Origin of the sequence: Planococcus sp. 1R117A (genome assembly GCF_051417975.1) — a bacterium.
GTDB lineage: Bacteria > Bacillota > Bacilli > Bacillales_A > Planococcaceae > Planococcus > Planococcus shenhongbingii.
Window position 1 is genome coordinate 288,486 of the sequence record NZ_JBPRLO010000002.1, and the last position, 20,596, is coordinate 309,081.

Consider the following 20,596-nt stretch of genomic DNA (forward strand, 5'->3'; position numbering starts at 1 on the left):
AATGCTGGCCCTTGCTCTTTTCCATTTATTTACAAAAGACTTCCCTTGAATTTCCGATCAGGCATACTCGCCGATTAAGGCTTCCAGTTCATCGAGAATCGGTTCGAACAGCGGTTCTTCAGCTGCTGTGTGGATGTAATGTGCCCCTTCTTCCATCCTGAACAAATGCTGGAGATGATTTTTCGCCGCTTGTTGATCGCCTAGCAGCATTTCACTGCGGGCCAGTTCATAATAGCCAGGCAAGTAGTCAGGTTCTTCTTGGATTAAAGAACTTAAAATGCCGCGTGCCATTTTCCCTTCATTCGCTTCAATATACACCATCCCAAGAGAAAGCCGGATCCATTCATGGTCTTTCAGCTCTTCCGGCAGACGGTTTTCAAATCCTTTCACTTCTTTCGGGCGCCGGTCAGCCAAAAGATGCATCAAGTGAATATAGCCTTCCGCATGGTAAGGTTCAAGGTGGGTGACATGTTCATATTGCTCCAGCGCTTTCTCGGTTTCGTCTATTGCCGCCAGCGCTTCCCCTCTCAACAGCAGAACCCGGGCATCGAACGGCTGTTGCTCATGGAGTTTTCGCGCCTGGACAGCGGCTGCACGGGCAAGCTTATAAGACTCTTTTTCTTCCGCCAATTGAAGATTCGCTTGGATCTGCATCACCGCCGCTGCGTAATTGCCGGTCCGTTCGATAAAAGGCTTTAGTTCATCAAGAGCTTCTTTTGCCATTCCCCTCGACAAGTAGAGGCTAGCCAGCTGCATGACCGGCCGATCGTTTTCCGGTAGGCGTTTGATCGCTTCTTCATACAAAGAGATGATGTGGCTGATGGTGCGCAATGCCCGCGAATTATGCCGGAACTTTGAAATAAAGCCTTTGGGCTCTTCTTGCTCAAATTCTTCGTACCAAAGCGCCAGATAATCGGCGCAATACATTTTAGCGATGGCCAGTTCTTCACCGGACAGTTTTTGTTTCAGTCTTTTATCGATTTCGTTCGTTTTGCCGATTTTACTGAGCATGAAGACATACTTCTCGTATAGCCCTTTCAAATTTGGATATTCGACCATCATGTCTTCCAATAAAGCAGCAGCCCGTTTAAAATTGCCTCTGCGTTCGCAAAACTCCACATGCTCAAAATGAGAGGTATAAGCTCCGCTTACTGCTTTCGCTTGTTCAAAAAGACGGTCTGCGTCTTTTAATCGGCCTTCTTTTTCCGCACAATGGGCTTTGGCAGATAGCAGCCATTCTTCCGGCACTTTCTCAGAGATTTTCACTAGGGCTTTCGAGATGATTCGAACAGCTTCTTCACTATCGACAAGCGAGAAAAATTCTTCGAAATCAAGTTCCAACGGATCATTTTCAAAAATAGTCATGGCTGCCGTAAACGCGTGTGCCTGATTGTCCAAAGCCATATAGGCGCGCATCAAGGCGCCGCGGGCAGCAGTGAATGCCGGGTCCAACTCTGTACAGCGGATATAGTTCACAATGGCTTCTTCATATTTGCCTCTGTTTGCTTCCAACAGCCCCAAGCGATAATAAGCTTGCGGGTATTCCGCTTTTTCGATGGCTTGCTGGTACAAACGGCGGGCATAGCGATGGTTCTCGGCATGTTCATGCAGCTGCCCTTCCAGGCAAAGCAGGATTGCGTCTGATTCAGTGCCTCTGATTTCTTTGATTTTTTGCAGCACCCGCGTCCGGAAAAGAGCTTCTTCCCCGCAGTCCGCATATTTTTCTGCCAGGTCGTGGAACCTTTCACGGTCCCGGTTTTCCAGGCCTTTTTCAAGCAGAGACAAGGCTTGTTGTTTCCCTGAGAATTCTGGCCACTCTTCCCAAAGCATCGAAGCGGTTCGGATGAAATAGCTGGTATCTTCTGTGTCGGCATGCGCCATCATCCACTCACTGGCTTCCATAAACCGCTGTTGTTTGATTAGTGCATGGGCGATATGCGTCACTGCCAAGAAATCCTCCGGATCAAGTTCCAGCGCTTTCCGGTATTCCGTTTCCGCTACGTTGAACTTTTGCTGCTCCATCGAAACGTGGCCCCGGTACACATGCAGTACATCAGGCGTTTCGACCATTTCGATTCCTTTATCGAGGATTTTCAAGGCTCTTGGCCATGCTTCAGCATCCATATGGATCTCCGCTATCCTCAAATAAGGATACGGCTGATTGGGATCCATCTGGATGGATTGTTCAAAAGACTTGATCGCCTCTTCATCTTTTCCAAGCTGTTGCTGGCAGCAGCCCATTTGGTAGACAAAAAATTCATCATCAGGCTCTTCCTCAGCCAGTTTCCGAAAACGCTCCAGCGCTTTTTCATAAGCTCCGGTTTCATACTGGATCAAGCCATGGGTGATTTGGACGGGAATATCGGACGACAGCTGATCTAAGGCGATTTTCGACCATTTATAGGCCTGATAGGTCTTTCCAATCTCAAGGTAGCAGCGGGCGAGGCGGCTATACGCTGCCGGCTGGTAATGGTCCATTTCGATGGATTGCTTTAACAGTGGAATCGCTTGCTGGTAAGTATCTTGTTTCATGAAAATAGCGCCTTTTAAATACAAGGCATACGGACTCTTTTTTCCATTCACATGGACTAGCCTTGCAAGCGCCTCCGGCAGCTGGTCTTTCAAATAATGCATATGGGCAGCCAAAAGCGCCACTTCTTCGTCTGTTTCCCCAAACTCTTTCTGCAGGCGTTCCAGCCACTGTTCGTGCATTGCTTTGGCTTCTTCTGAAAACAGTGAAGCCAGTCCGATGACAGCCGCATAACGCTCTTCAATATGGGCATTCAAAAAAGCGATAAAAGCCGGGCTTTCTTCTTCTGATTCCTCTTCTTCATCCAAGTATCTGTAAAGCTCACTAAAGAAGCGGTGCTCGTTTTCATCAAGCAGCGGCAACAGGTGCTTTTGTTCCGCTTTTAGAAAAACCATGCTAAGGGAATCGGACATTTTATAAGTTGCTTTCAACTCCGAGTAGGGCAGCAGAAACGGCGCCATATCGTTTGGATCTTGGATGATCAGGCCTTGTAAACGGTCATCGTAGCCGATGACCGTTTGGACATGGGCGCTGTTCTCGACCATCATGCTGAGGAGGACCGGAAGACCATTGTCTATAAACTGCTTATACACTTCCAATGAGCCTTTGAAATACCGTGCTTCCAATCCGAGCGACTCCATATAAGACATGGTAGTGCAAAGTTTCGTGCCGGTCACATCAAAAATATGCGAGGCGATTTCGTCCTGGCCGATTTCTTTGCCGAAAGCTTCCAATATAAGGGCCAGCGCAGCCGGTACACAATAATTCATTTTTTGAACCTTTGGCGTCAAGTTAAGCCTTGCTATTTTTTCATCTTTGCGGATAACGTTCTTGCCGTAAATGGTGTCTTTTAACGTTTCCTGATGGGCAGTGACCCAGGATGCCAATTCATCCCATTGTTCCAGCTTGTACAGACAGGCCGCTGTCAAATAAACAAAATAATTTCGGTGCACGTGAAACGGATTGTTTTTATTGATGGCCCTCATCTGGCGAATCGCGTCTTCGTAGCGTTCAAGAAGGAAATAGCTTCTGACAAGTTCTGCCCGGTATGTCCAATCTTCAGGATCCTGCGCATCTCCTTCCTCCAGCACGGCCAACGATTCAGCTCTTCTGCCTGTCATTGCCAGCACATCGGCATAACCCAGCCGCACAAAACGGTGGCGTTTCGAATTTCTTTCTTCCATAGCTTGTTTCAATAACCATTCAGCTTTTTCCCATTCGCCGCTGTGCACATAGTAAAAGGCTTCTAAGTCCGGCCAGATCATCCCTTTTATTTCTTTGATCTGTTCCAGCTGTTCTTCGGCTTCCGGCAGCCGGTTCAGTTGGCTGAATACCCGCAGCAGCAATTGATGCGCAGAAGCCAACTCATCAGGGGAGTAACTGTCATTTCCAATCGCTTGCAGCCGCCCGAGCATCCGCTCTTCGGCTTCCAGGCTTTTGCCTGTTTCCATGAGCCTGCCGCAATGCCAGCCAAATGACCGAAGCGTGCCAAACCGCTTATAGGCTTGGGTTGCCAGTATATTGCTGTATTTAAAAAGATCCGCTTGGTCCCCCAACTGGATCAACCGGTAAAAATCGTCTTCCGTCTCTATTTCCGCTATCCATTCGCGCAAGCTGTTAATTGACCGCTCCGTCCATAATTCGCGAATCGCTTCAATCAAATGATCCGCCGTCCTTATGTCTTTCGGCTTTAAATTGATCCCCATGCTTTTTCTCCCCTTGTTCCCCAAATTTTGTGGTTGATTAATTATATGTTGGAAAATTATAGGTTTCAAGAGCTTTTTTAGTTCCAAGAACCGAATTCTCTAATGATGCTGTTTTCTTCAAAATCCCTTTTCAACTGCTTGTATGCCGGTGGCAAATTAAAATCAGCAAGCAGCAATAAAAACAACGGCGACCAAGTTCTTCTTGATGGGGACATAAGCCCAGCGTTCACCACTTACTCTCTAACTGTTTTTTCATAGGCAAAGCTTAATCTCCAGAGAAAACTGATATAAAAGCTAAAAAACCCTTTCCTTGCAATGAGGAAAGGGTTTATCATTTCTATTCTATATAATTTTTACTACTTTTTCTTATGAGTTTACTAAATCTTCAGCTGGTTCTTCGCCTGGTTCTTCAACTGGCACTTCAACTACGGGTTCTTCTACATCAGGCACTTCAACTTCAGGTACTTCTTCAATAACATCAATGGACTCTAACAGACTTTGGGTTTCCACTGCGGATTCAAATGCCGAGTTCAAATCTAATTTTACTGCAATTATTTCTGACGCATTATCATCGAATTTTTTTGTTACTGCTTCCAGCTGATTAGTCGAAGCTCCGAGCGTTCCAAATACAGCATTAATTTGTTCTTGATACTTAAGATATTCTTCATAACTCAATGCCTCAGCATCTTTCAGCTCTGAAGTGATTTCAGAAACTTGGGAAGTTGCTTTAGAAATTCGTTTTTCAACGGGATTCAGTCGATGACTTACATCTGCTCCGCCTTTGAATGCTTTGCCTTGTTCCACTTTTACTTCTGCTTTGGCATTTACATCAGCGTGTGGACTTGCAGCTAATACACTACCTTGAGCTGATACAGTTAATCCGATGGCTAATGCTGGTGCTGTGAATTTTAAAAGTGATTTTTTCATCTGGTATCTTCCTCCCTATTAAAAAATATCTTACAGGGACTGTATACCTCGTGGTTATGGGAATATGCATGATTAGTATATTTTTAACAATTATAAAAAGGTTTTGTAATAAAAAGTAATATAATTAATGTACTTGCCTCGCTTCAGTTTACTTTTTGGCAATGTCATTAGATAGGTAATTTCCTGCTTTTCCACCAACCAACTAAAAACAGGCGTGCATTGAATGCAATGAATCTATATAAGCTCAAAGTTAGACTCGACGTAAAAACAACTTTCAATTTCCATTTTGCAAATCTTTTTGATTCTTGCAGATTCTGCCACTATATCCTCGACACTGGTAAATAACTCTGGATTTTTTTTAACGACAGCGATGGAAATTGACACCAAGGCTACATTTTCAAACACAGCGGATCGATTCTCGACATAAACCGCTCTTTTAAGTAAATGCTCTTCCGAATAGAAAGAGGGAATTTCACTGTCAAAGGCTCTGATGATAGTTTCGCAAATGGATTCGAAACTGTAATCGTGAAGAATGATGATAAAATCATACCCACCGATATGGCCAAGAAAACTATCCGTATTGATAAGACAATTCTTTAGGATATCGGCCGTGGTTTGAAGCAGCTCATCTCCTTTTTTAAAGCCATAAGAATCATTGTAAAATTTAACACTTTTTCGTTCGACCTTCTATTACTATATTAGAGTTGCTTTCTGCGCATCTGGATCAAGGAATCTTTTCAACATCCGGTTTTTGATCAAGTGAACTTGCACACAAATAAATTTGATCAGGTTGAGTAACGTAAAAATCACTTGTTAAAAACCAATAAAGTTCAAAAAAACTGGCCGCCAATTGCTGGTTAATCCAGCAATGGGTGGCCAGTTCATATTTCCGACTCGCTTCTTTTTTGCTCACATTTTATATATCTTCTAAAACAATGCTTTTTCAACCAATCATATTGTAGAAATATCCATTTGAACAAAGTGATTTTTCACTTCCTAGTCTTGCCTTCTCCATTACTCCTTTTACAATTATTATGCAGGCTCACTCGAAGCAGTTTCAGCATTCGTTTCAGATTTAGCTTCGCCATGTCCCGGCCCAAAAAGATTTAAAATCACAACTCCTATAAGTATGAGAATGATGCCGGTAACACTGGCAAAGTTTATTTTCTCTTTCCAGATCAGAACGGATATCACAGTAGTAGCCACCACCCCTAATCCCGACCAGATTGCGTAAGCGGCGTTCAAAGGAATGGTCTTTAAAGCCAATGATAAAAAGAAAAACGAAAATACGAATGCTGCCAGCATGCCTATTGTCGGGAACATTTTTGAAAATCCTTCAGAAGCTTTTAGTAATGATGATCCAATTAATTCTCCGATAATTGCTAGAGACAGATAAAGATATGACATTTAAAATGAACCTCCTGAACTGATTAAGAATTTCTTGGTAAAAATATAAAGACAACGATATTGAGCAACATATTTCATTTATCCTTTGTTCAAAGGTTCTAATTAATAACTTCAAAAAAAGACTGCTGTGGAAATACTATTTTTCTTATATATAAGAACTTATTATAGCTTACTATATGATGATACGCTGATAGATACTGATGGTAAATAAAAATGAGAAAGAGTGAAAGCCATTAATTGAACTTCCAGTCTTTCCCTCAATATAAAGACAGCGAACCCAGCGATACATTACGGTTTATGACAAGTACTAGAGTGCAACAAAGTTTAGACAATACAAAAAAAGAGATGCCGATTGGCAATCTCTTTTTTCATTTTCACTATAAACATTCTTTGATAATTTGTTTTAAAAGCTTTATATTAGCGAATTGTTTTCAACGCTGCAGACCAAGGGATGACCTGATCGAGCATCTGGTTGACCGATTCCGCTTGGACCGGAGCCGCTTTCAATTCCGCACCGTTCTCAAAATCCGTGAACAGGGACAATGCCGGGTGGACGCGGACGTCCGCTACCGACAATTCACCCAGAATGCCGCGCAAATGCTCCGCTGCACGCGCACCGCCGACCGAACCGTACGACACGATGCCGGCCGCTTTGTTGTTCCACTCTTCGCGCAGGTAATCGAGTGCGTTTTTCAAAGATCCTGTGATCGAGTGGTTGTATTCCTGAGCGATGAAGACGAATCCGTCCTGTGCTGCCACCGCTTCAGACCATGCGGCTGCGCCTGATGCGTCGCTACCATTTTCACCTAGTAACGGCAATTTGTATTCCGCGATGTCGATGATTGTGTAGTTTGCGTCGCCGCGCTTGTCTGCCAATTCCTTGACCCAGTTCCCTACTTGCGGGCTTAAGCGCCCTTCACGTGTTGATCCCAAAATGATGCCGATGTTTAGTTTTGTCATAGTTTTTTCCTCCTGTTGTTTTGATCCGAAAAATTTATCAAATATACCCATATGTTTTCTTCTCCTCACAAATACTCTTTTTCGAACGTACGCATACTGCGCACGGTGTCGATTGGCCGTACCATTTTTTCAATTTGTTCGCGTTTCGGTTCCAAGAATGGCGGCAGCGACAATTTTTCCCCTACCGTTTCGTAAGGCTCATCACCCATAAAGCCTGGACCGTCTGTAGCCCACTCGAATAGAATTCCTGGCGCTACTCGTGCATATAACGATTCGAAGAAGAAGCGATCCACATAGCCGGAAGTGCCGAAGCCAAACCCTTCCATGCGCTCAATCCACTCTTTCAAGACGTTCGTATCTTCCACACGGAATGCTGCGTGGTGAACGGTGCCAAAGCCTTGTCGCCCGGCTGGCAAAATCACGTTGTGCTCGACAATCACTTGCGCACCGTTTCCGCCTTCGCCGACTTCAAACAAATGCAGCGATCCTTCTTTGGCCACTTCGCGCATCAGCATCGCTTTTTCCAGCACTTCTTTCAAATAATCAAATTCAGCGATCCGCACGTGGATCGGGCCTAAGCCGGTGATGGCGAATTCCAATGGCACCGGGCCATTCTGCCAAGGAGTGCCGGATGCAACGCCTTCGTTGTGCTCGTCCGACACCAGCATGTATTGCTGGTCATCAAAATCAACAAACGTCAAGGTTTTCTTGCCGAACAATTCCTGGATGCCGTTATGTTTCACTTCGTATTTATCGAAACGCTTGATCCAGTAATTTAATGCTTCATCTGTTGGCACACGGAAAGCAGTTTTGTAGATTTCGTTCGTTCCGTGTGTCCCTTTCGGAATGCCCGGGAAATCGAAGAATGTCATGTCCGTTCCGGCAGACCCTTTGTCATCCGCAAAGAATAAATGATAGGTCTGAATATCGTCCTGGTTGACCGTTTTCTTCACCAGGCGCATGCCTAGTACATATGTGAAGAACTCATAGTTCTTTTCCGCACTGCTGGTAATCGCAGTGACGTGGTGGATTCCTTTTATCTCGTTCATATTCTTCTCTCCTTTAAATTTTTGCTATCAGTTATCTCGAAATCAAGATATACAATTAAAAAAATTTAACGGTTGATAGGCAATTTTCAAATGTCATTTTCATCCGAAACTTTTAAAATAGAGCGTGCTGTTTCAAATTATTACCACGAAATTATTTATCTTTAATTCAAGATAATCTTAACATGCCTAATGTCGCACGTCAACTAATTAAATTGAATCGACATTATATCCGGAGAACAATAAATTCTTAAACATAATGTCCTTTGGCCAATAAAACAAAAAGACAGCCAGTGTTTTCTGGCAGTCTTCTGAACTGAATGGTATCTGTTTTTATTATTTATTTCGTAATGGCTGCAACGCATTGGTCCAGGCATTGACTTGCTTCAGCATGACATTGACCGCTTTCTCATGGACCGCTGCCGGTTTGAACTCGCTCATCTTCACGAAGTCTGTAAATAAAGACATCGAAGGATGTGCCCGGACTGTCGCCACTTGCAATTCTGCCATAATGATTCGCAATGCCTCTGTTGCCCGGACGCCGCCTGCCGTGCCGTAACTGACAATGCCCGCGGCTTTATTGTTCCACTCGGGATATAAATAATCAATGGCATTCTTCAAAGCTGATGTCACCCCTCGGTTGTATTCAGGGCAAATAAAGACATAACCATCCAATTCGGCAATTTTTTTTGACCAGGGAATCGCTTCCGGTGTTTGATAATTTTGGCTAGCGGCGGCAGAGACCGGCTCCGCGTACATCGGCAGGTTATATTCCGCCAAATCCACGATTTCGTAGTCTGCGTCTCCCCGTTGGTCCGCAATTCCTTTTACCCATTGGGCCACTTGCAGGCTGTTGCGTCCCGGCCGCGTGCTTCCAGTAATAATGCCGATTTTTGTCATGATCTCCATTCCTCCTCAATTTTAATAAGGTGAACCGAAAGAAAGGTGTTGGTTGATACGCTTTCATCATATCGGAAGAATGATTGAAGTTCAACAGCATTTCTGAATATTCAGTTCTTGTGTTCTGGCAAAAGCCTACTGGTAAAATGGACTTTTCTCTCCGTACTCAAAAAGAAGTCGAAAACAACTCTTCAACTTCTCTTTGCTTTCTTTTCATTGTTTGTTTCGGTAAAGATGAATCGTAATGGGAGCGAAAATACCCGTCATGATCAAAGAGACGATGAGCACCCAGACTACTTGTTCCATCGTAGCAGTTCCGTGCATCGCCCCGCGGACAGCCGTCGCCAGTATCGAAATTGGATTGATTTCAACGAAACCTTGCAGCCAAGTCGGCAAAGTTTTCGGGTCTACAAATACATTGCTGACAAAAGTAAGCGGGAACAAAAACAAAAAACTGATCATCATCAATGATTTCTCAGAGCGGACGATCAACCCGAATACCGTCCAAATCCATGACAAGCTGAAAGAGAAAATTAAAATCAAAATGATGGCGCCCAGAATACCCACAATTCCTCCTTCTGGACGGAATCCAAGCATGAACCCGAGGCCGATCATGATAAGAGAAGCCATGGAATAACGAATCACATCGACAAGAAGTGAACCGATCAAAGCGGATGGCAACCAAATGGGCAAAGTGCGGAAGCGGTCAAAGATGCCTTTGCGAATATCATTATTCAAATCGATGCCTGTATACATTGTAATTTGGGCCACAGTCATAACCAGTATGCCGGGAAGCAGGAACTGAAGGTATTCAGCAGTTGAACCGGAAATCGCTCCACCGAATAAATAAGTAAACATCAATAGGAAAATTACCGGAAAAACAGTTACGTCAAACATTTGTTCAGGAACATGTTTGATGCGCAACAACGCCCGGGTAGCAAAAGTGAGCGTCGAAGAGATGGCGCTTGGCGGTTTTGGCCGATTGTTTGAGGCAATAGAATCTGCAAGCTGTACATCACTTGATTCTTTTTCTCTTTGCTCGATATAGTCGGTCATGGTGCACCCTCCTCGGGTTTTGTTTCCTGAGTGGCCGTATGTCCAGTTAATGTAAGAAACACTTCGTCGAGGCTCGGCCGGCCGAATGAAAAGTCACTGATGGCAATATCTTCTCTGGCCACTTCCCCCAGAGCATCCGCTACACGTGCAGGATCATTTATTTGAGCTGTCAGCCCATTGGCTTCTGATAAAAAATAGACCGGTACAGAGAGAGTACTTTCAAGTATCTGAGCGGCCCTTCTTCTTTGGGCAGCATCAACAAGTTGTACATTCAAGGTGCCGCTGCCAACAGATGCCTTCAATTCGCTGCTCGTTCCTTCCGCAATGATCTTGCCTTGGTTGATGACAGCAATACGGTCAGCCAGCTGGTCTGCTTCTTCCAAGTACTGAGTGGTCAGCAGAACGGTGGTTCCAGCGCTGACCAATGCCCGAATAATGTCCCATACTTGGTTGCGGCTTCTCGGGTCCAGCCCGGATGTAGGTTCATCAAGAAACAGCAAGTCCGGAGTCACAACAATGCTTGCGGCTATATCAATGCGGCGGCGCATGCCACCTGAATAATTTTTCACTTGGCGTTTCGCTGCATCCTCCAATCCAAAAGCTCTCAATAATTCTTGTGCTCGCTGTTTTGCCTCTCTTCGGCCATATCCCATCAGTTTGGCCATCATGGTGAGGTTTTCCATGCCAGTCAAATCTTCATCAATTGATGCATATTGGCCAGTCAAACTGATCCGGCTTCTGATGGCATTGCCTTCTTTGCTCAAATCATGGCCAAAAATCCGTGCGTACCCTTCGTCTGGCTTCATTAAAGTAGCAAGTATTCGAATGGTCGTCGTCTTGCCTGCTCCGTTCGGCCCTAAAAAGCCATAAACCGTTCCTTTCTGAATCGCCAAATCCACTCCGTCCACAGCCCGGTGCTTTCCAAACACTTTGACGAGCCCTTTTGCTTCAATAGCCAAGTCATTTGCTATTGGCCGCACTTCTAAACTTCCCACAATTTTCACCCTTTCCGTTCAAATGGCTGAGCAGCATTTTCACGCTATTGCCGCATAAATTGGATAAACAAAAGTTTCGGGCTGAAGTTTAAATTTTAACCATATGCCAAGTGAGTTGTTTGTCTCGAGTCTAAGAACTGGCTTCCATCACCTATGTACAGCCACAATCAAGAACATACGTTCCTACCTTTACTAGTTTCCCTTTCTTCTTTTAACTTAAACTATAATGCCTTAATTTTCTGTTATTATTTAAACGTCTTTGAAGACCTAGGTAGAAGTATCTTAAAATGCAATGGAGGCTTTTCCTCTGCCAACATAAAACCGCTTCAACCACTAAAGGAAATTCACGGTAAAAAGGAAGACGGAATAAATTTCCCGCCTTCCTTTTTTGAACAGATTACGTATCTTATAAAATTGGTGCCACCAATTGGGCAATCTGCAGTCTGAAGCGATTGATAAGCGAAAGCTCCTGGAAATACTCTTTTGTGAGCTCTTTGGAAAGCTTTAAATCATTGAAATACAGCAAAATCATTTCTTCAGCCGCTTTCACATCGTATACGAAAGCATTCGCTTCGTAATTGAGGGAAAAACTCCGGACATCCATATTGGCAGAGCCGATGGAAAAGACTTTGCCGTCCACTACTATGGTTTTGGCATGGAGAAAGCCGTTGCCGTAGGTATACACTTTTACGCCGGTGTTCACCAAATCTTTGGCATACGACAAGCTGGCGCTGAACACAAAGATATGGTCTGCTTTACTGGGAATCATTACCCGGACATCTATGCCGCTAAGAGCTGCCGTACTGAGTGCATCTAAAATCGCCAAATCCGGAATTAAATACGGAGTTTGAATATAAATCGACTTGCGCGCTTGGGCAATCATCCGCAAATAGCCATTTTTGATCTGATCGAGCGATTCATCCGGTCCACTGGCAATCACTTGCATTCCCGCCCCTGTGGAAACTTCCACAGCAGGGAAATAACTTTCTTCATATTTGACGGGAAGGTTCTCAGAAGTCTGATTCCAGTCGCTTAAAAAACGATGCTGCAGAAAATGGACAGCTTCCCCTTCAAAGCGCAGATGCGTGTCCCGCCAGTAGCCGAACTTTTCGTCTCTCCCCAAATATTCATCCCCGATATTAAAACCGCCGATAAAACCCACTTTCCCGTCGAGAATGGCAATTTTCCTGTGATTGCGGTAATTGACCCGCGGATTGCCGAAAGGCAGTCTGGATCGAAGCGAAGCAGCCGCTCGGCCTCCTGCTTCTAAAAAAGCATCGAAGAAATTCTTGGGTAATGAATTTGAACCGATATCATCATACAGGAAAAGGACTTCGATGCCTTGCTGGGCTTTTTCCGTCAGGAGCTCGATCAGTTTTTTGCCGATCGCATCATTTTTCACCATATAGTATTCCAAATGGATATGGGAGTTAGCCGCTTCAATATCTTTGAATAGCGCTTCGAATTTCCGTTTTCCATCCGTGTAAATTTCGAGCTGATTATTTTGAGTGAATGGCGCCACTCCGCTTTTCAAGTTCATCCGGATAAGATGCTGCCATTCTTCAGCGACTTCTGACGGATAGCTAAAGGAACCTTCATCAATTGCAGTTAATTGCTGGTCTGAGAGATTTAAGATTTTCGGATTTGAATAAGCAGTTGAATGCTTGCCTTTATTCTTTCGATGTGGCTTGCCAAATAATAAATAAAGCAGCAAGCCTAGATAGGGCAAGAAAAACAACACCATGAACCATGCCCATTTAGAAGTTGCTCTTTTCCGTTCAATAAAAAGGATAGAGACAGCTAAAACTGTATTGGTCAGAAATAAAATATTGCTGATCGTGTTCCACCACTGAAAAGAATTCCACCATTCGGAAGTAATAGCGATTACCTCCTTTCATTTTTCATCTTCTTTTCTTTACCCTAAAGAGCAGCTGGCTAGTCTCTTGAATGACGGCGGATCTTGCACGTGAGTCAGCCTTAGGAAGTTTTATAAAATCACTCCGGAGAAGCCGCCTTTCAGCACTTCTTTGCCATGCTGGTTTTCGCAAGAAAAGGAAGCAGCAATTCGTGTCCGTTGCTCTTCCTTTTCGAACGTATTGATCGTCACTTCACATCGTATGGTATCTCCTGTAAAAACCAGCCTCAAAAATTCGAAATCCATATGGCGAGCGAGCACGTTATGGTCTCCCCCCACTTTGGTCGGCAAAGTCGCTGTCAGCAGCCCTTGGACGACCAGCCTCCCTTGTTCATCGGGCTGAAGGTGGTGAATTCCTTCATCGCCAGATATCCTCGAGAACAGCTCAACATCTTCCTTTACGAAAGAACGCTCAAATGTAATTACATCTCCTATAGTTATGGTCAATTTGGTTCCTCCTTTGATTTCCGTGAGTCTGGATCTAGATTTTATTGCTCTTTTTAAACTTCGCTGTCTCCAGCTCAAACTCCTGTCTTCAAATACCAGCAGGCCAACAGCGGATTTGGCCAAATTGTTAGGAATGATCGAAAGGATTCTAAAATAAAATACCGAATATTCTATGGAGATATGAATAATTGGAGGTGTTGACTATGCAAAAAACTGCTTTATTGGTTATTGATGCGCAAAATGAGATGCTGGCAGGAGCCAATCCGGTGTTCAATAAAGAGGAGCTGCTTGAAAATCTTCAGTATCTAATTGAAAAAGCCCGTTCAGCAGATGTTCCAGTTGTTTTTGTCCAACATAATGACAAGGCGCTTGTGGCTGGCACTCACGACTGGCAGATCCATCGGTCCATCCGCCCCCAAGAAGGAGAACCCATTGTTCAAAAGCGGACTCCTGATTCGTTCCACGAAACCGATCTTGAAAAAGCTTTGAAAACAAGGGCAATCGAAAATCTTATTGTTGCCGGCAACCAGACAGAGTATTGTGTAGATACAACATGCCGCCGTGCATTCAGCCTGGGCTATACCGTTACGCTGGTCAAAGATGGACATGGCACTTGGGATTCCGATTTATTAAATGCGAAACAAATCATCGACCATCACAACGAAGTGCTGGGTTACTTTGCCAATGTTAAAAATACCAAGGAGGTTTTTTGATGACCGCAAATTTTGAAGTTTTGTCAGGAGCAGAACCGTTTAACGTCGAAGGCGGACGCATTGGAGTATTGGTTTCACATGGTTTTACAGGAACCGTACAAAGCATGCGGCCACTTGGCGAGGCGTTTGCCAAGGAAGGGTTTACCGTGACAGTCCCGCGGCTGAAAGGGCACGGCACTCATCACGAAGAAATGGAAGAAACCACTTACCACGACTGGATTGCTTCCATCGAAGAAGCATATAGCTGGCTGAATGGACGTTGCGATGCGATTTTTATGGTCGGGTTGTCAATGGGCGGCACGCTGGCGCTCTACATGGCACAGCAGCATCCCGAAATCCGAGCGATTTCGCTGATCAACGCTGCAGTAGAGGTTCCGTCGATGGCTGCTGTACATGACATGCAGGACGTCCGATTCCTTGAGTCCATTGGATCCGACATCAAAAAGGCAGGCATTACAGAACTTGCCTATGAAAAGACGCCGGTTGCGTCAGTGAAACAATTGCTGATTTTCATGGATGGAGTGCGCAAAGATTTATCACACATCCAGTGCCCGGCACTTATTTTTGTGTCGCCGGAAGATCATGTTGTTCCGCCCCATAACTCTCAACTAATCTATGCTGGAATTTCTTCAGAAGAAAAACGGTTAATCGAAATGCCTGACAGCTACCACGTTGCCACTCTCGACAATGACCAGCAGCGCATCATCGATGAGACGATAGCGTTCTTCAAAAAATTCGAATAAGGACAAGCAGAACATTCATATACTTAACCGAAAAAAGAGCAGCGGTTTGTTGTAATAGTTGAAATTGTGATATTTATATCATTCCATAACCGATATTCCGCCAACCAGCTCCGCTTGCCGCGGGCGAGCGTCAAGCCTCCTCGGACTGCGTCCTGTGGGGTCTCGGCTGTCTCGCTATCCCGCAGGCGTCTCCGCTGGTTGGCTTCATATCTGGAGAGCAGGAACAAATAAGAGAAGAGTTTCTCAAACAATCACTGTTTTAGAGAATCACAAAAGGTGATAAAACGAAGTGGAATGCAGCGGAAGGTGGTGAAGGGCAAAGATGTGCTCCTGTTTCTGCATCACTCCGCTAGCTTAGAAACATGAAAGTGCGTTGCAGCGCCAGGCGCTTCGTCGCAAAGGCACCACCCAACTATGGTTGGCTGATGCCTTTCCTGTGGGAATAGGGCGAGTCCTGAGACCCCAGAGGGAGCGCTAGCGAAAGAGGAAGCTCAGGCCGTCCCCCCATGGAAAGCGTCCCACCTGGAGCGAAATGAGAAAAGCTATCGATATATCTCGACAGCCTGAGAGCAGTGGTTTGATTTAACCCGCTGCTCTTTTGGTTACATAGTGAATCAGAACTCTTTAAAGCCAAAACAGCGGCAAAATCAATAGCAGAAAAAAATTTCCAGAAAGAATCGAGAACGCATTTTCCAGCAAACGATCACCTCTATTGTTTCAAAACTTTTAGTTCTGGTGCGCTATACATGTTTTAATGATTCCTGGCAAGGGGAAATCATTTATTTGCCAGATCATTGATGGCTTGAACAGCCAGTTCCAGCGCTTTCATTCTTCTTTCTAAAAGTGTTTTTTGAGGACTGCCGGCTTTAGACTTGGCATAGCTGCTTTCAAGTGACGGGAACAAACCAGTCAGGACATGGCGGGCTTCCGCTAAATCTTTCTGCGTGTAATGATGTGGCTTTTGATTCCAAGCGGTCTCCAATACGGCTAAGCCAATGTATAAAGCATGGAGGCGCTTTTTTATTAAGGTAGTGCTAGCGCTTTTTTTAGCCATATTCGCTAAAGCATTTTCGGATTTACGGATGGTTGATTCGAATGCTTTGATCGCCTCTACTCTTTCTTCCTGTGATGCGTTTTCCATTAATAATTGACCTCTCTTTGCTGTATTAAAGGATTCAAATTCAATTTTCCTTACGTGGCATTCCCCTTGTTTTCCCGTTGATTATAGCTTCGCTTAAACCTGTCAATGTACCTCCTCTAGTTCTATTCAAGAGGTATTTCGCATTGATTGAATTGATAAATTCATCTTCGTGTTGATCAAGCTCACCCGTTATATATACGAATATCCTTGTGGTATCCAAAGCTTTAAAACTGTCGATTGGTAAAACGGAATTTTCTTTACTTCCGAATATTAATCGATCAAATTCCTTTTGTTTGTTCCAATGGCTTTGAATGCGGTGTTTGATATTTTGGCTTCTACCTACATAGACTTGTGAATATTCATCCGGCACCATCAGGTAATATCCCGGAACATCTTTTAATCCAACGAGGTCGGTAATTTCTTTAAAAACTTCAGTTTTATTGAGAAAGTTTTTGAGTTCTTCATTAAACTCGTGTTCAAGCAACGCTCGGCAATAATTCATATTCAAATCATAATTATAAAAACTGTCTTCTATATGTTTCTCTATGAATGATTCAGAGTAAACTTTTCCTTTAATAAACGAACTTTGTTATAATCCACTGGATTTTTCGCGAATATTCACCCCGAAATGTTTAATCAACTTATAGCTCTCCTTGTGAATCCTTTTTTCTTATTATACCAAGCAGTTTTCTGCATGGTGCCCCGACTCCCTCTTTTGCCTTGAATAAAAGAAAAAACAGGAGAAACTCGCCAGAGCATCTCCTGTTTTTAAAAGTTGAAGTTATATTGTTGAAAAGGAATTTTTAATAGGCACCGGATTGTACTAATGTGATGAATTCCGTTTCGGAGGTTGTTCCCATGAAGTCCATCGCAGACATTCCGTCTGAGCCAGCCAGAGTTGGATCGGCACCTTTTTCCATCAGCAATTTCGCACTTTCATATTCCCCGTACAGCACTGCTGCGCCCAATCCCGTTGAATAATCATCAGCTGTATTCACATCAGCGCCAGCTTCCAGCAAATATGAAATGATTGCCGTATCCCCTGAATAGATGGCATGCATCAAAGCATCCGCACCTTCCGAATCTTTTTCGTTCACATCTGCACCGTCCGCGACAAGCTGCTCCACTTCAGCAAGGTCACCGTCTGAAACAGCAGTCATCAACGGTGTCTGTCCTTCTACTGTGAAATCATCCGAGTAAAGGGACTCCGTAAAACTTTCCGGCATGAACTGCGAATATACCATCGTCCCACCGGCAAATATAGCGATGGTGAGGAAATAAACGCCTATTGCTGCCGCGAACAGCAGAGAGGCACTCAATGCTATTTTGCCATGATTCGGCGTATAGACAGGAGTGCTGCTGTTTTCAAATTGCTGGATGGCCTGGATGCGCTTAGGCAAGTTGGGATGTGAAGAGAGCACTTCGCTCAACCAAACAAAGCTGTTCGACTCTGAGGCAATCTGTTCTCTATAGGCCTCCTCATTCACTTCCGTATACATTTTCTTGCCGATGCCAAGAAGCGTCAGCGCCCGTTTTGCAGCGGCTGCGTTTTGAATGGTGTACGCAGCGTGGCGGTCACAAGTATATTCGCAGGAGCGGCTGTAGGCCTGGCTTAAGAATGGAATAAATCCGGCTGGCATGATCAGTATGTTTTTCCAGACATGCCGGCGTTTCACGTGAGCCAATTCATGGGCAATAACAAAGTTCAACTCCTCTTGCCCCTGCTCGCGTGCCAATTCAAATACCTCCGAATACAACACGACCATATTGCGTCCGAAAAAACGGGTGGCAAATGCGTTCAAAGCTCCCTCAGACTGGACAACAAATACATCCGGAACCTTTTTCAATCCCATTTCTTTTGATAATGCTTGGACGCTCTCATAGACATCTGGAAATTGCTTTTCATGAATTCTTACGCCATTTCCGCGCACAGAACCAAGCATTAAGGCATTGGTGAAAAGCAGCATCACGAAAATCGGAAGGGCAATAGCAATGCCGACTATAGAAACGATTGCCAATAAATACACGAAAATACTGAATGCCAGACTGATGATGAAGTACACGGTCTCTCTGTTTGATTGAATAGATGCGTTGTTCATTTTTTCTCCCCTTTAACATGAAATATCTTACATATATTAGCACATAATACCTAATATAGGATATATAAATTTAAATATTCGAGGAGAGCTTTATTAACTATCGACAAATCCAGAGATTTTTCAATGCGAAGTTATGTAAATTTAACCAAAAATTTATTGGATGATTGTGCTTCCTTTAGTGACTTTCATAGTCCTGATCTACTGTTTCGGGACTATTGCAGAAAAATTATCCAAGAAACCGCTATCGGCATTTGAAAGCCGAAAAGTGAAACAGCAAAAAGACAATCCGGTGTTACTGCCTTCTTTCACTGGAATAGAGAGTTCGAAAATTAAGGATGACGTTAATTAGTAGAGGCGCTTTAGTCATTAAAAAAAGGAAAGATTACAAGGCTCTTCTGCAGAGTCCTTTAATCCTTCCTTTTTATTTCTTTCTGCTTCTCAAAAGCAGCATTGTGAAAATATTCTGTTTTAAGCTTTTCTTCATTAATGCAATTAAAGCAGCTGCTCCGCTTGAGGTGATGTCGAATATTTTGCAATAATCATATCTTTGCCTTCTGTAGAAATGACTTGCAAAGTGTTATTTATTTCTTCAATCGTTTGATTGAACTCTTCAAGACTTGCAGCGACAATATTAAACCGGCCTAACATTTGTGCGTAAGTGCCGGTCAATAGCACTTCGTCCCCTGTTTCTTGGACCGGTATATAAGAAATGACCGAAGGCATTTCTTTTATCCGTTCCAAGCCCTTTATTTCTTTGATGGTCCCTGTTCCGAGGAGGATCGATAGATTGCATGCCGGAAACTTCGAATATCCCCGGTCATATTGCTCGACAGGATAGTGATCCAGGTTTCCGCCGGTTGCGAAATCCAGCATCATTTCGAGCAAATTAATGCCCATCTGTTTCTCTAGGATTGTGTAATATTGCGTGCCGCTCAGCCGGAACCCCATTTCATAAAAATAGAACTCTCCGTCATCAAAAAGCGATTGAATGAATAAAACGCCGTTTTCAATTTCCATTCCACTGATCATCGCTTTGACTCTCAAATCGAGTGTGGTTATGTAATGGTCCAAATGCTGCGAAGGGAAAATTGTCGCTGTCGGCAACGGTGGATGTTCCTTATATGCTTTATGGACATGGCGGTCTGTCATGGCCGACAGGACCACCTGGCCATTCTTCACCGTGTAGAACATCATGACGCCGTAGGCATTATCCACAAACCGTTCCACAATCACCTGCCTTGATTTGGAATAACGCAGTGCCTTCGCATAGCCTTCTTTTAAGTCCTCTAGGCTGTAGCAAACCATTATGCCTTGGCTGGCATAACTGTCAACGGGTTTGATGATTACAGGAAATTTAAACTTTTCAGTTTGGCCATCGGTAAGCAGTTCATCCATCTTATATTCTTCAATTACCGGGACCCCATAACTTCTGCAAAATGCTTTGAACCGCTCTTTGTCCGAACAAATTTCCAGCTGTTCGTATGTGGCATAATGCGGCAAATTCAGCTTTTCGCATAACTCAACGGCCTTCCACGTATTAAAGTCATCAAAACCATTAAAGACGCCGTCTATTTCTTCCATTTCAGCAATCTCCACTAAGCGGTCAATTTCATCCGTGCTGAGATCATATGACTTGTCCGCAAAGGCTTTAGCAGGAGATGCTGGTTCCCTATCCACTACAATGGTAAAAAGCCCCATCTGTTTTGCCTTCATGACCACATCGATCATATGTGTATAGCCGCCTAAAATTAAAACTTTTTTCACAAGCTTCGCCTCTTTTCTTACTTTTTTTAGTATAAATGAATTATTATGCGTAATTATATCTTCTTTTTTTCATTTGTCCTGTATATTCACCTATTATGCAGCTTGAAAATGAAAATTGAGTGAAATTTCTTTTTACAAATGCATAATAAATTCTTTTTTGAGAACTAAAGAAAAGAGGCAGTAATTTTCACTAGTTTTCCAGAGAGATGCAAGCGAGCTGAAATGAAAAGAACCTATTTTGAAACGG

Annotated in this window: 18 protein-coding genes and 1 pseudogene; 2 read left to right on the plus strand and 17 right to left on the minus strand. The window is 43.9% G+C overall.

Features of this window, described 5'->3' with window-relative positions; genetic code table 11:
• Positions 1-57 precede the first annotated feature (57 nt).
• From ACSFXN_RS06840 to ACSFXN_RS06900, 13 genes and pseudogenes are all read right to left on the minus strand, one after another.
• Positions 58-4,236, minus strand: a complete 4,179-nt coding sequence (locus ACSFXN_RS06840; protein WP_437149428.1) for a tetratricopeptide repeat protein — start codon at positions 4,234-4,236, stop codon at positions 58-60.
• Between the two features lie 77 nt (positions 4,237-4,313).
• Positions 4,314-4,466 carry a hypothetical protein gene (locus ACSFXN_RS06845; RefSeq protein WP_437149429.1) on the minus strand — a complete coding sequence of 51 codons (153 nt, stop codon included), beginning with the start codon at positions 4,464-4,466 and terminating at the stop codon, positions 4,314-4,316.
• 136 nt (positions 4,467-4,602) lie between these two features.
• Positions 4,603-5,163, minus strand: a complete 561-nt coding sequence (locus ACSFXN_RS06850; protein ID WP_437149430.1) for a hypothetical protein — start codon at positions 5,161-5,163, stop codon at positions 4,603-4,605.
• A 234-nt stretch (positions 5,164-5,397) separates the two neighbouring features.
• Positions 5,398-5,817 (minus strand): annotated as a pseudogene (locus ACSFXN_RS06855) (diguanylate cyclase domain-containing protein); the annotation flags it as partial.
• A 70-nt stretch (positions 5,818-5,887) separates the two neighbouring features.
• A complete protein-coding gene (locus tag ACSFXN_RS06860) occupies positions 5,888-6,076 on the minus strand; it encodes a hypothetical protein (RefSeq protein ID WP_437149431.1) in 189 nt (62 codons plus the stop codon).
• A gap of 119 nt (positions 6,077-6,195) precedes the next feature.
• On the minus strand, positions 6,196-6,570 hold the full coding sequence (locus tag ACSFXN_RS06865) for a DMT family transporter (protein ID WP_437149432.1): 375 nt from the start codon (positions 6,568-6,570) through the stop codon (positions 6,196-6,198).
• 417 nt (positions 6,571-6,987) lie between these two features.
• Positions 6,988-7,581, minus strand: a complete 594-nt coding sequence (locus ACSFXN_RS06870; RefSeq protein WP_437149433.1) for an NADPH-dependent FMN reductase — start codon at positions 7,579-7,581, stop codon at positions 6,988-6,990.
• 14 nt (positions 7,582-7,595) lie between these two features.
• Positions 7,596-8,579 carry a ring-cleaving dioxygenase gene (locus ACSFXN_RS06875; RefSeq protein WP_437149434.1) on the minus strand — a complete coding sequence of 328 codons (984 nt, stop codon included), beginning with the start codon at positions 8,577-8,579 and terminating at the stop codon, positions 7,596-7,598.
• 333 nt (positions 8,580-8,912) lie between these two features.
• Entirely contained in the window at positions 8,913-9,476 is a 564-nt protein-coding gene (locus tag ACSFXN_RS06880; protein WP_437149435.1) for an NADPH-dependent FMN reductase, read from the minus strand.
• 213 nt (positions 9,477-9,689) lie between these two features.
• Positions 9,690-10,532 (minus strand): ABC transporter permease, encoded by an 843-nt coding sequence (locus ACSFXN_RS06885; protein ID WP_437149436.1) that lies wholly within the window; start codon positions 10,530-10,532, stop codon positions 9,690-9,692.
• The gene (locus tag ACSFXN_RS06890) at positions 10,529-11,536 is read right to left on the minus strand and encodes an ATP-binding cassette domain-containing protein (protein WP_437149437.1); all 1,008 of its coding nucleotides are present in this window, start codon (positions 11,534-11,536) and stop codon (positions 10,529-10,531) included. Before ACSFXN_RS06890 ends, ACSFXN_RS06885 begins: the two co-directional genes overlap by 4 nt.
• Positions 11,537-11,933: 397 nt before the next feature.
• Complete coding sequence (gene cls, locus ACSFXN_RS06895; RefSeq protein WP_437149903.1) at positions 11,934-13,412, minus strand: cardiolipin synthase; 1,479 nt, start codon at positions 13,410-13,412, stop codon at positions 11,934-11,936.
• A gap of 102 nt (positions 13,413-13,514) precedes the next feature.
• Positions 13,515-13,889 (minus strand): enoyl-CoA hydratase, encoded by a 375-nt coding sequence (locus ACSFXN_RS06900; protein ID WP_437149438.1) that lies wholly within the window; start codon positions 13,887-13,889, stop codon positions 13,515-13,517.
• A gap of 203 nt (positions 13,890-14,092) precedes the next feature.
• On the opposite strand from ACSFXN_RS06900, the gene ACSFXN_RS06905 reads away from it, so the two are divergent.
• Positions 14,093-14,602: a cysteine hydrolase family protein gene (locus tag ACSFXN_RS06905; protein ID WP_437149439.1), complete on the plus strand. Its 510-nt coding sequence runs from the start codon at positions 14,093-14,095 to the stop codon at positions 14,600-14,602.
• Positions 14,602-15,345, plus strand: a complete 744-nt coding sequence (locus ACSFXN_RS06910) for an alpha/beta hydrolase (RefSeq protein WP_437149440.1) — start codon at positions 14,602-14,604, stop codon at positions 15,343-15,345. The genes ACSFXN_RS06905 and ACSFXN_RS06910 overlap by 1 nt, the downstream gene beginning before the upstream one ends.
• Positions 15,346-16,120: 775 nt before the next feature.
• Here ACSFXN_RS06910 and ACSFXN_RS06915 read toward each other — a convergent pair.
• The 4 genes from ACSFXN_RS06915 to ACSFXN_RS06930 form a co-directional block, all read right to left on the minus strand.
• Positions 16,121-16,486 carry a hypothetical protein gene (locus ACSFXN_RS06915; protein ID WP_437149441.1) on the minus strand — a complete coding sequence of 122 codons (366 nt, stop codon included), beginning with the start codon at positions 16,484-16,486 and terminating at the stop codon, positions 16,121-16,123.
• A 40-nt stretch (positions 16,487-16,526) separates the two neighbouring features.
• A complete protein-coding gene (locus ACSFXN_RS06920; RefSeq protein WP_437149442.1) occupies positions 16,527-16,988 on the minus strand; it encodes a hypothetical protein in 462 nt (153 codons plus the stop codon).
• A gap of 301 nt (positions 16,989-17,289) precedes the next feature.
• Entirely contained in the window at positions 17,290-18,585 is a 1,296-nt protein-coding gene (locus ACSFXN_RS06925) for a M48 family metallopeptidase (protein ID WP_437149443.1), read from the minus strand.
• Between the two features lie 492 nt (positions 18,586-19,077).
• A complete protein-coding gene (locus ACSFXN_RS06930) occupies positions 19,078-20,349 on the minus strand; it encodes a hypothetical protein (protein WP_437149444.1) in 1,272 nt (423 codons plus the stop codon).
• Positions 20,350-20,596: the final 247 nt, after the last annotated feature.

Bases quoted from the DNA above. Each gene is read 5' to 3' on its own strand.
- ACSFXN_RS06840 (WP_437149428.1), bottom strand. From the start codon at position 4,236: ATGGGGATCAATTTAAAGCCGAAAGACATAAGGACGGCGGATCATTTG.
- ACSFXN_RS06870 (WP_437149433.1), bottom strand. From the start codon at position 7,581: ATGGGTATATTTGATAAATTTTTCGGATCAAAACAACAGGAGGAAAAA.
- ACSFXN_RS06920 (WP_437149442.1), bottom strand. From the start codon at position 16,988: ATGAATTATTGCCGAGCGTTGCTTGAACACGAGTTTAATGAAGAACTC.
- ACSFXN_RS06880 (WP_437149435.1), bottom strand. From the start codon at position 9,476: ATGACAAAAATCGGCATTATTACTGGAAGCACGCGGCCGGGACGCAAC.
- ACSFXN_RS06865 (WP_437149432.1), bottom strand. From the start codon at position 6,570: ATGTCATATCTTTATCTGTCTCTAGCAATTATCGGAGAATTAATTGGA.
- ACSFXN_RS06885 (WP_437149436.1), bottom strand. From the start codon at position 10,532: ATGACCGACTATATCGAGCAAAGAGAAAAAGAATCAAGTGATGTACAG.
- ACSFXN_RS06915 (WP_437149441.1), bottom strand. From the start codon at position 16,486: ATGGAAAACGCATCACAGGAAGAAAGAGTAGAGGCGATCAAAGCATTC.
- ACSFXN_RS06910 (WP_437149440.1), top strand. From the start codon at position 14,602: ATGACCGCAAATTTTGAAGTTTTGTCAGGAGCAGAACCGTTTAACGTC.
- ACSFXN_RS06875 (WP_437149434.1), bottom strand. From the start codon at position 8,579: ATGAACGAGATAAAAGGAATCCACCACGTCACTGCGATTACCAGCAGT.
- ACSFXN_RS06850 (WP_437149430.1), bottom strand. From the start codon at position 5,163: ATGAAAAAATCACTTTTAAAATTCACAGCACCAGCATTAGCCATCGGA.
- ACSFXN_RS06905 (WP_437149439.1), top strand. From the start codon at position 14,093: ATGCAAAAAACTGCTTTATTGGTTATTGATGCGCAAAATGAGATGCTG.
- ACSFXN_RS06925 (WP_437149443.1), bottom strand. From the start codon at position 18,585: ATGAACAACGCATCTATTCAATCAAACAGAGAGACCGTGTACTTCATC.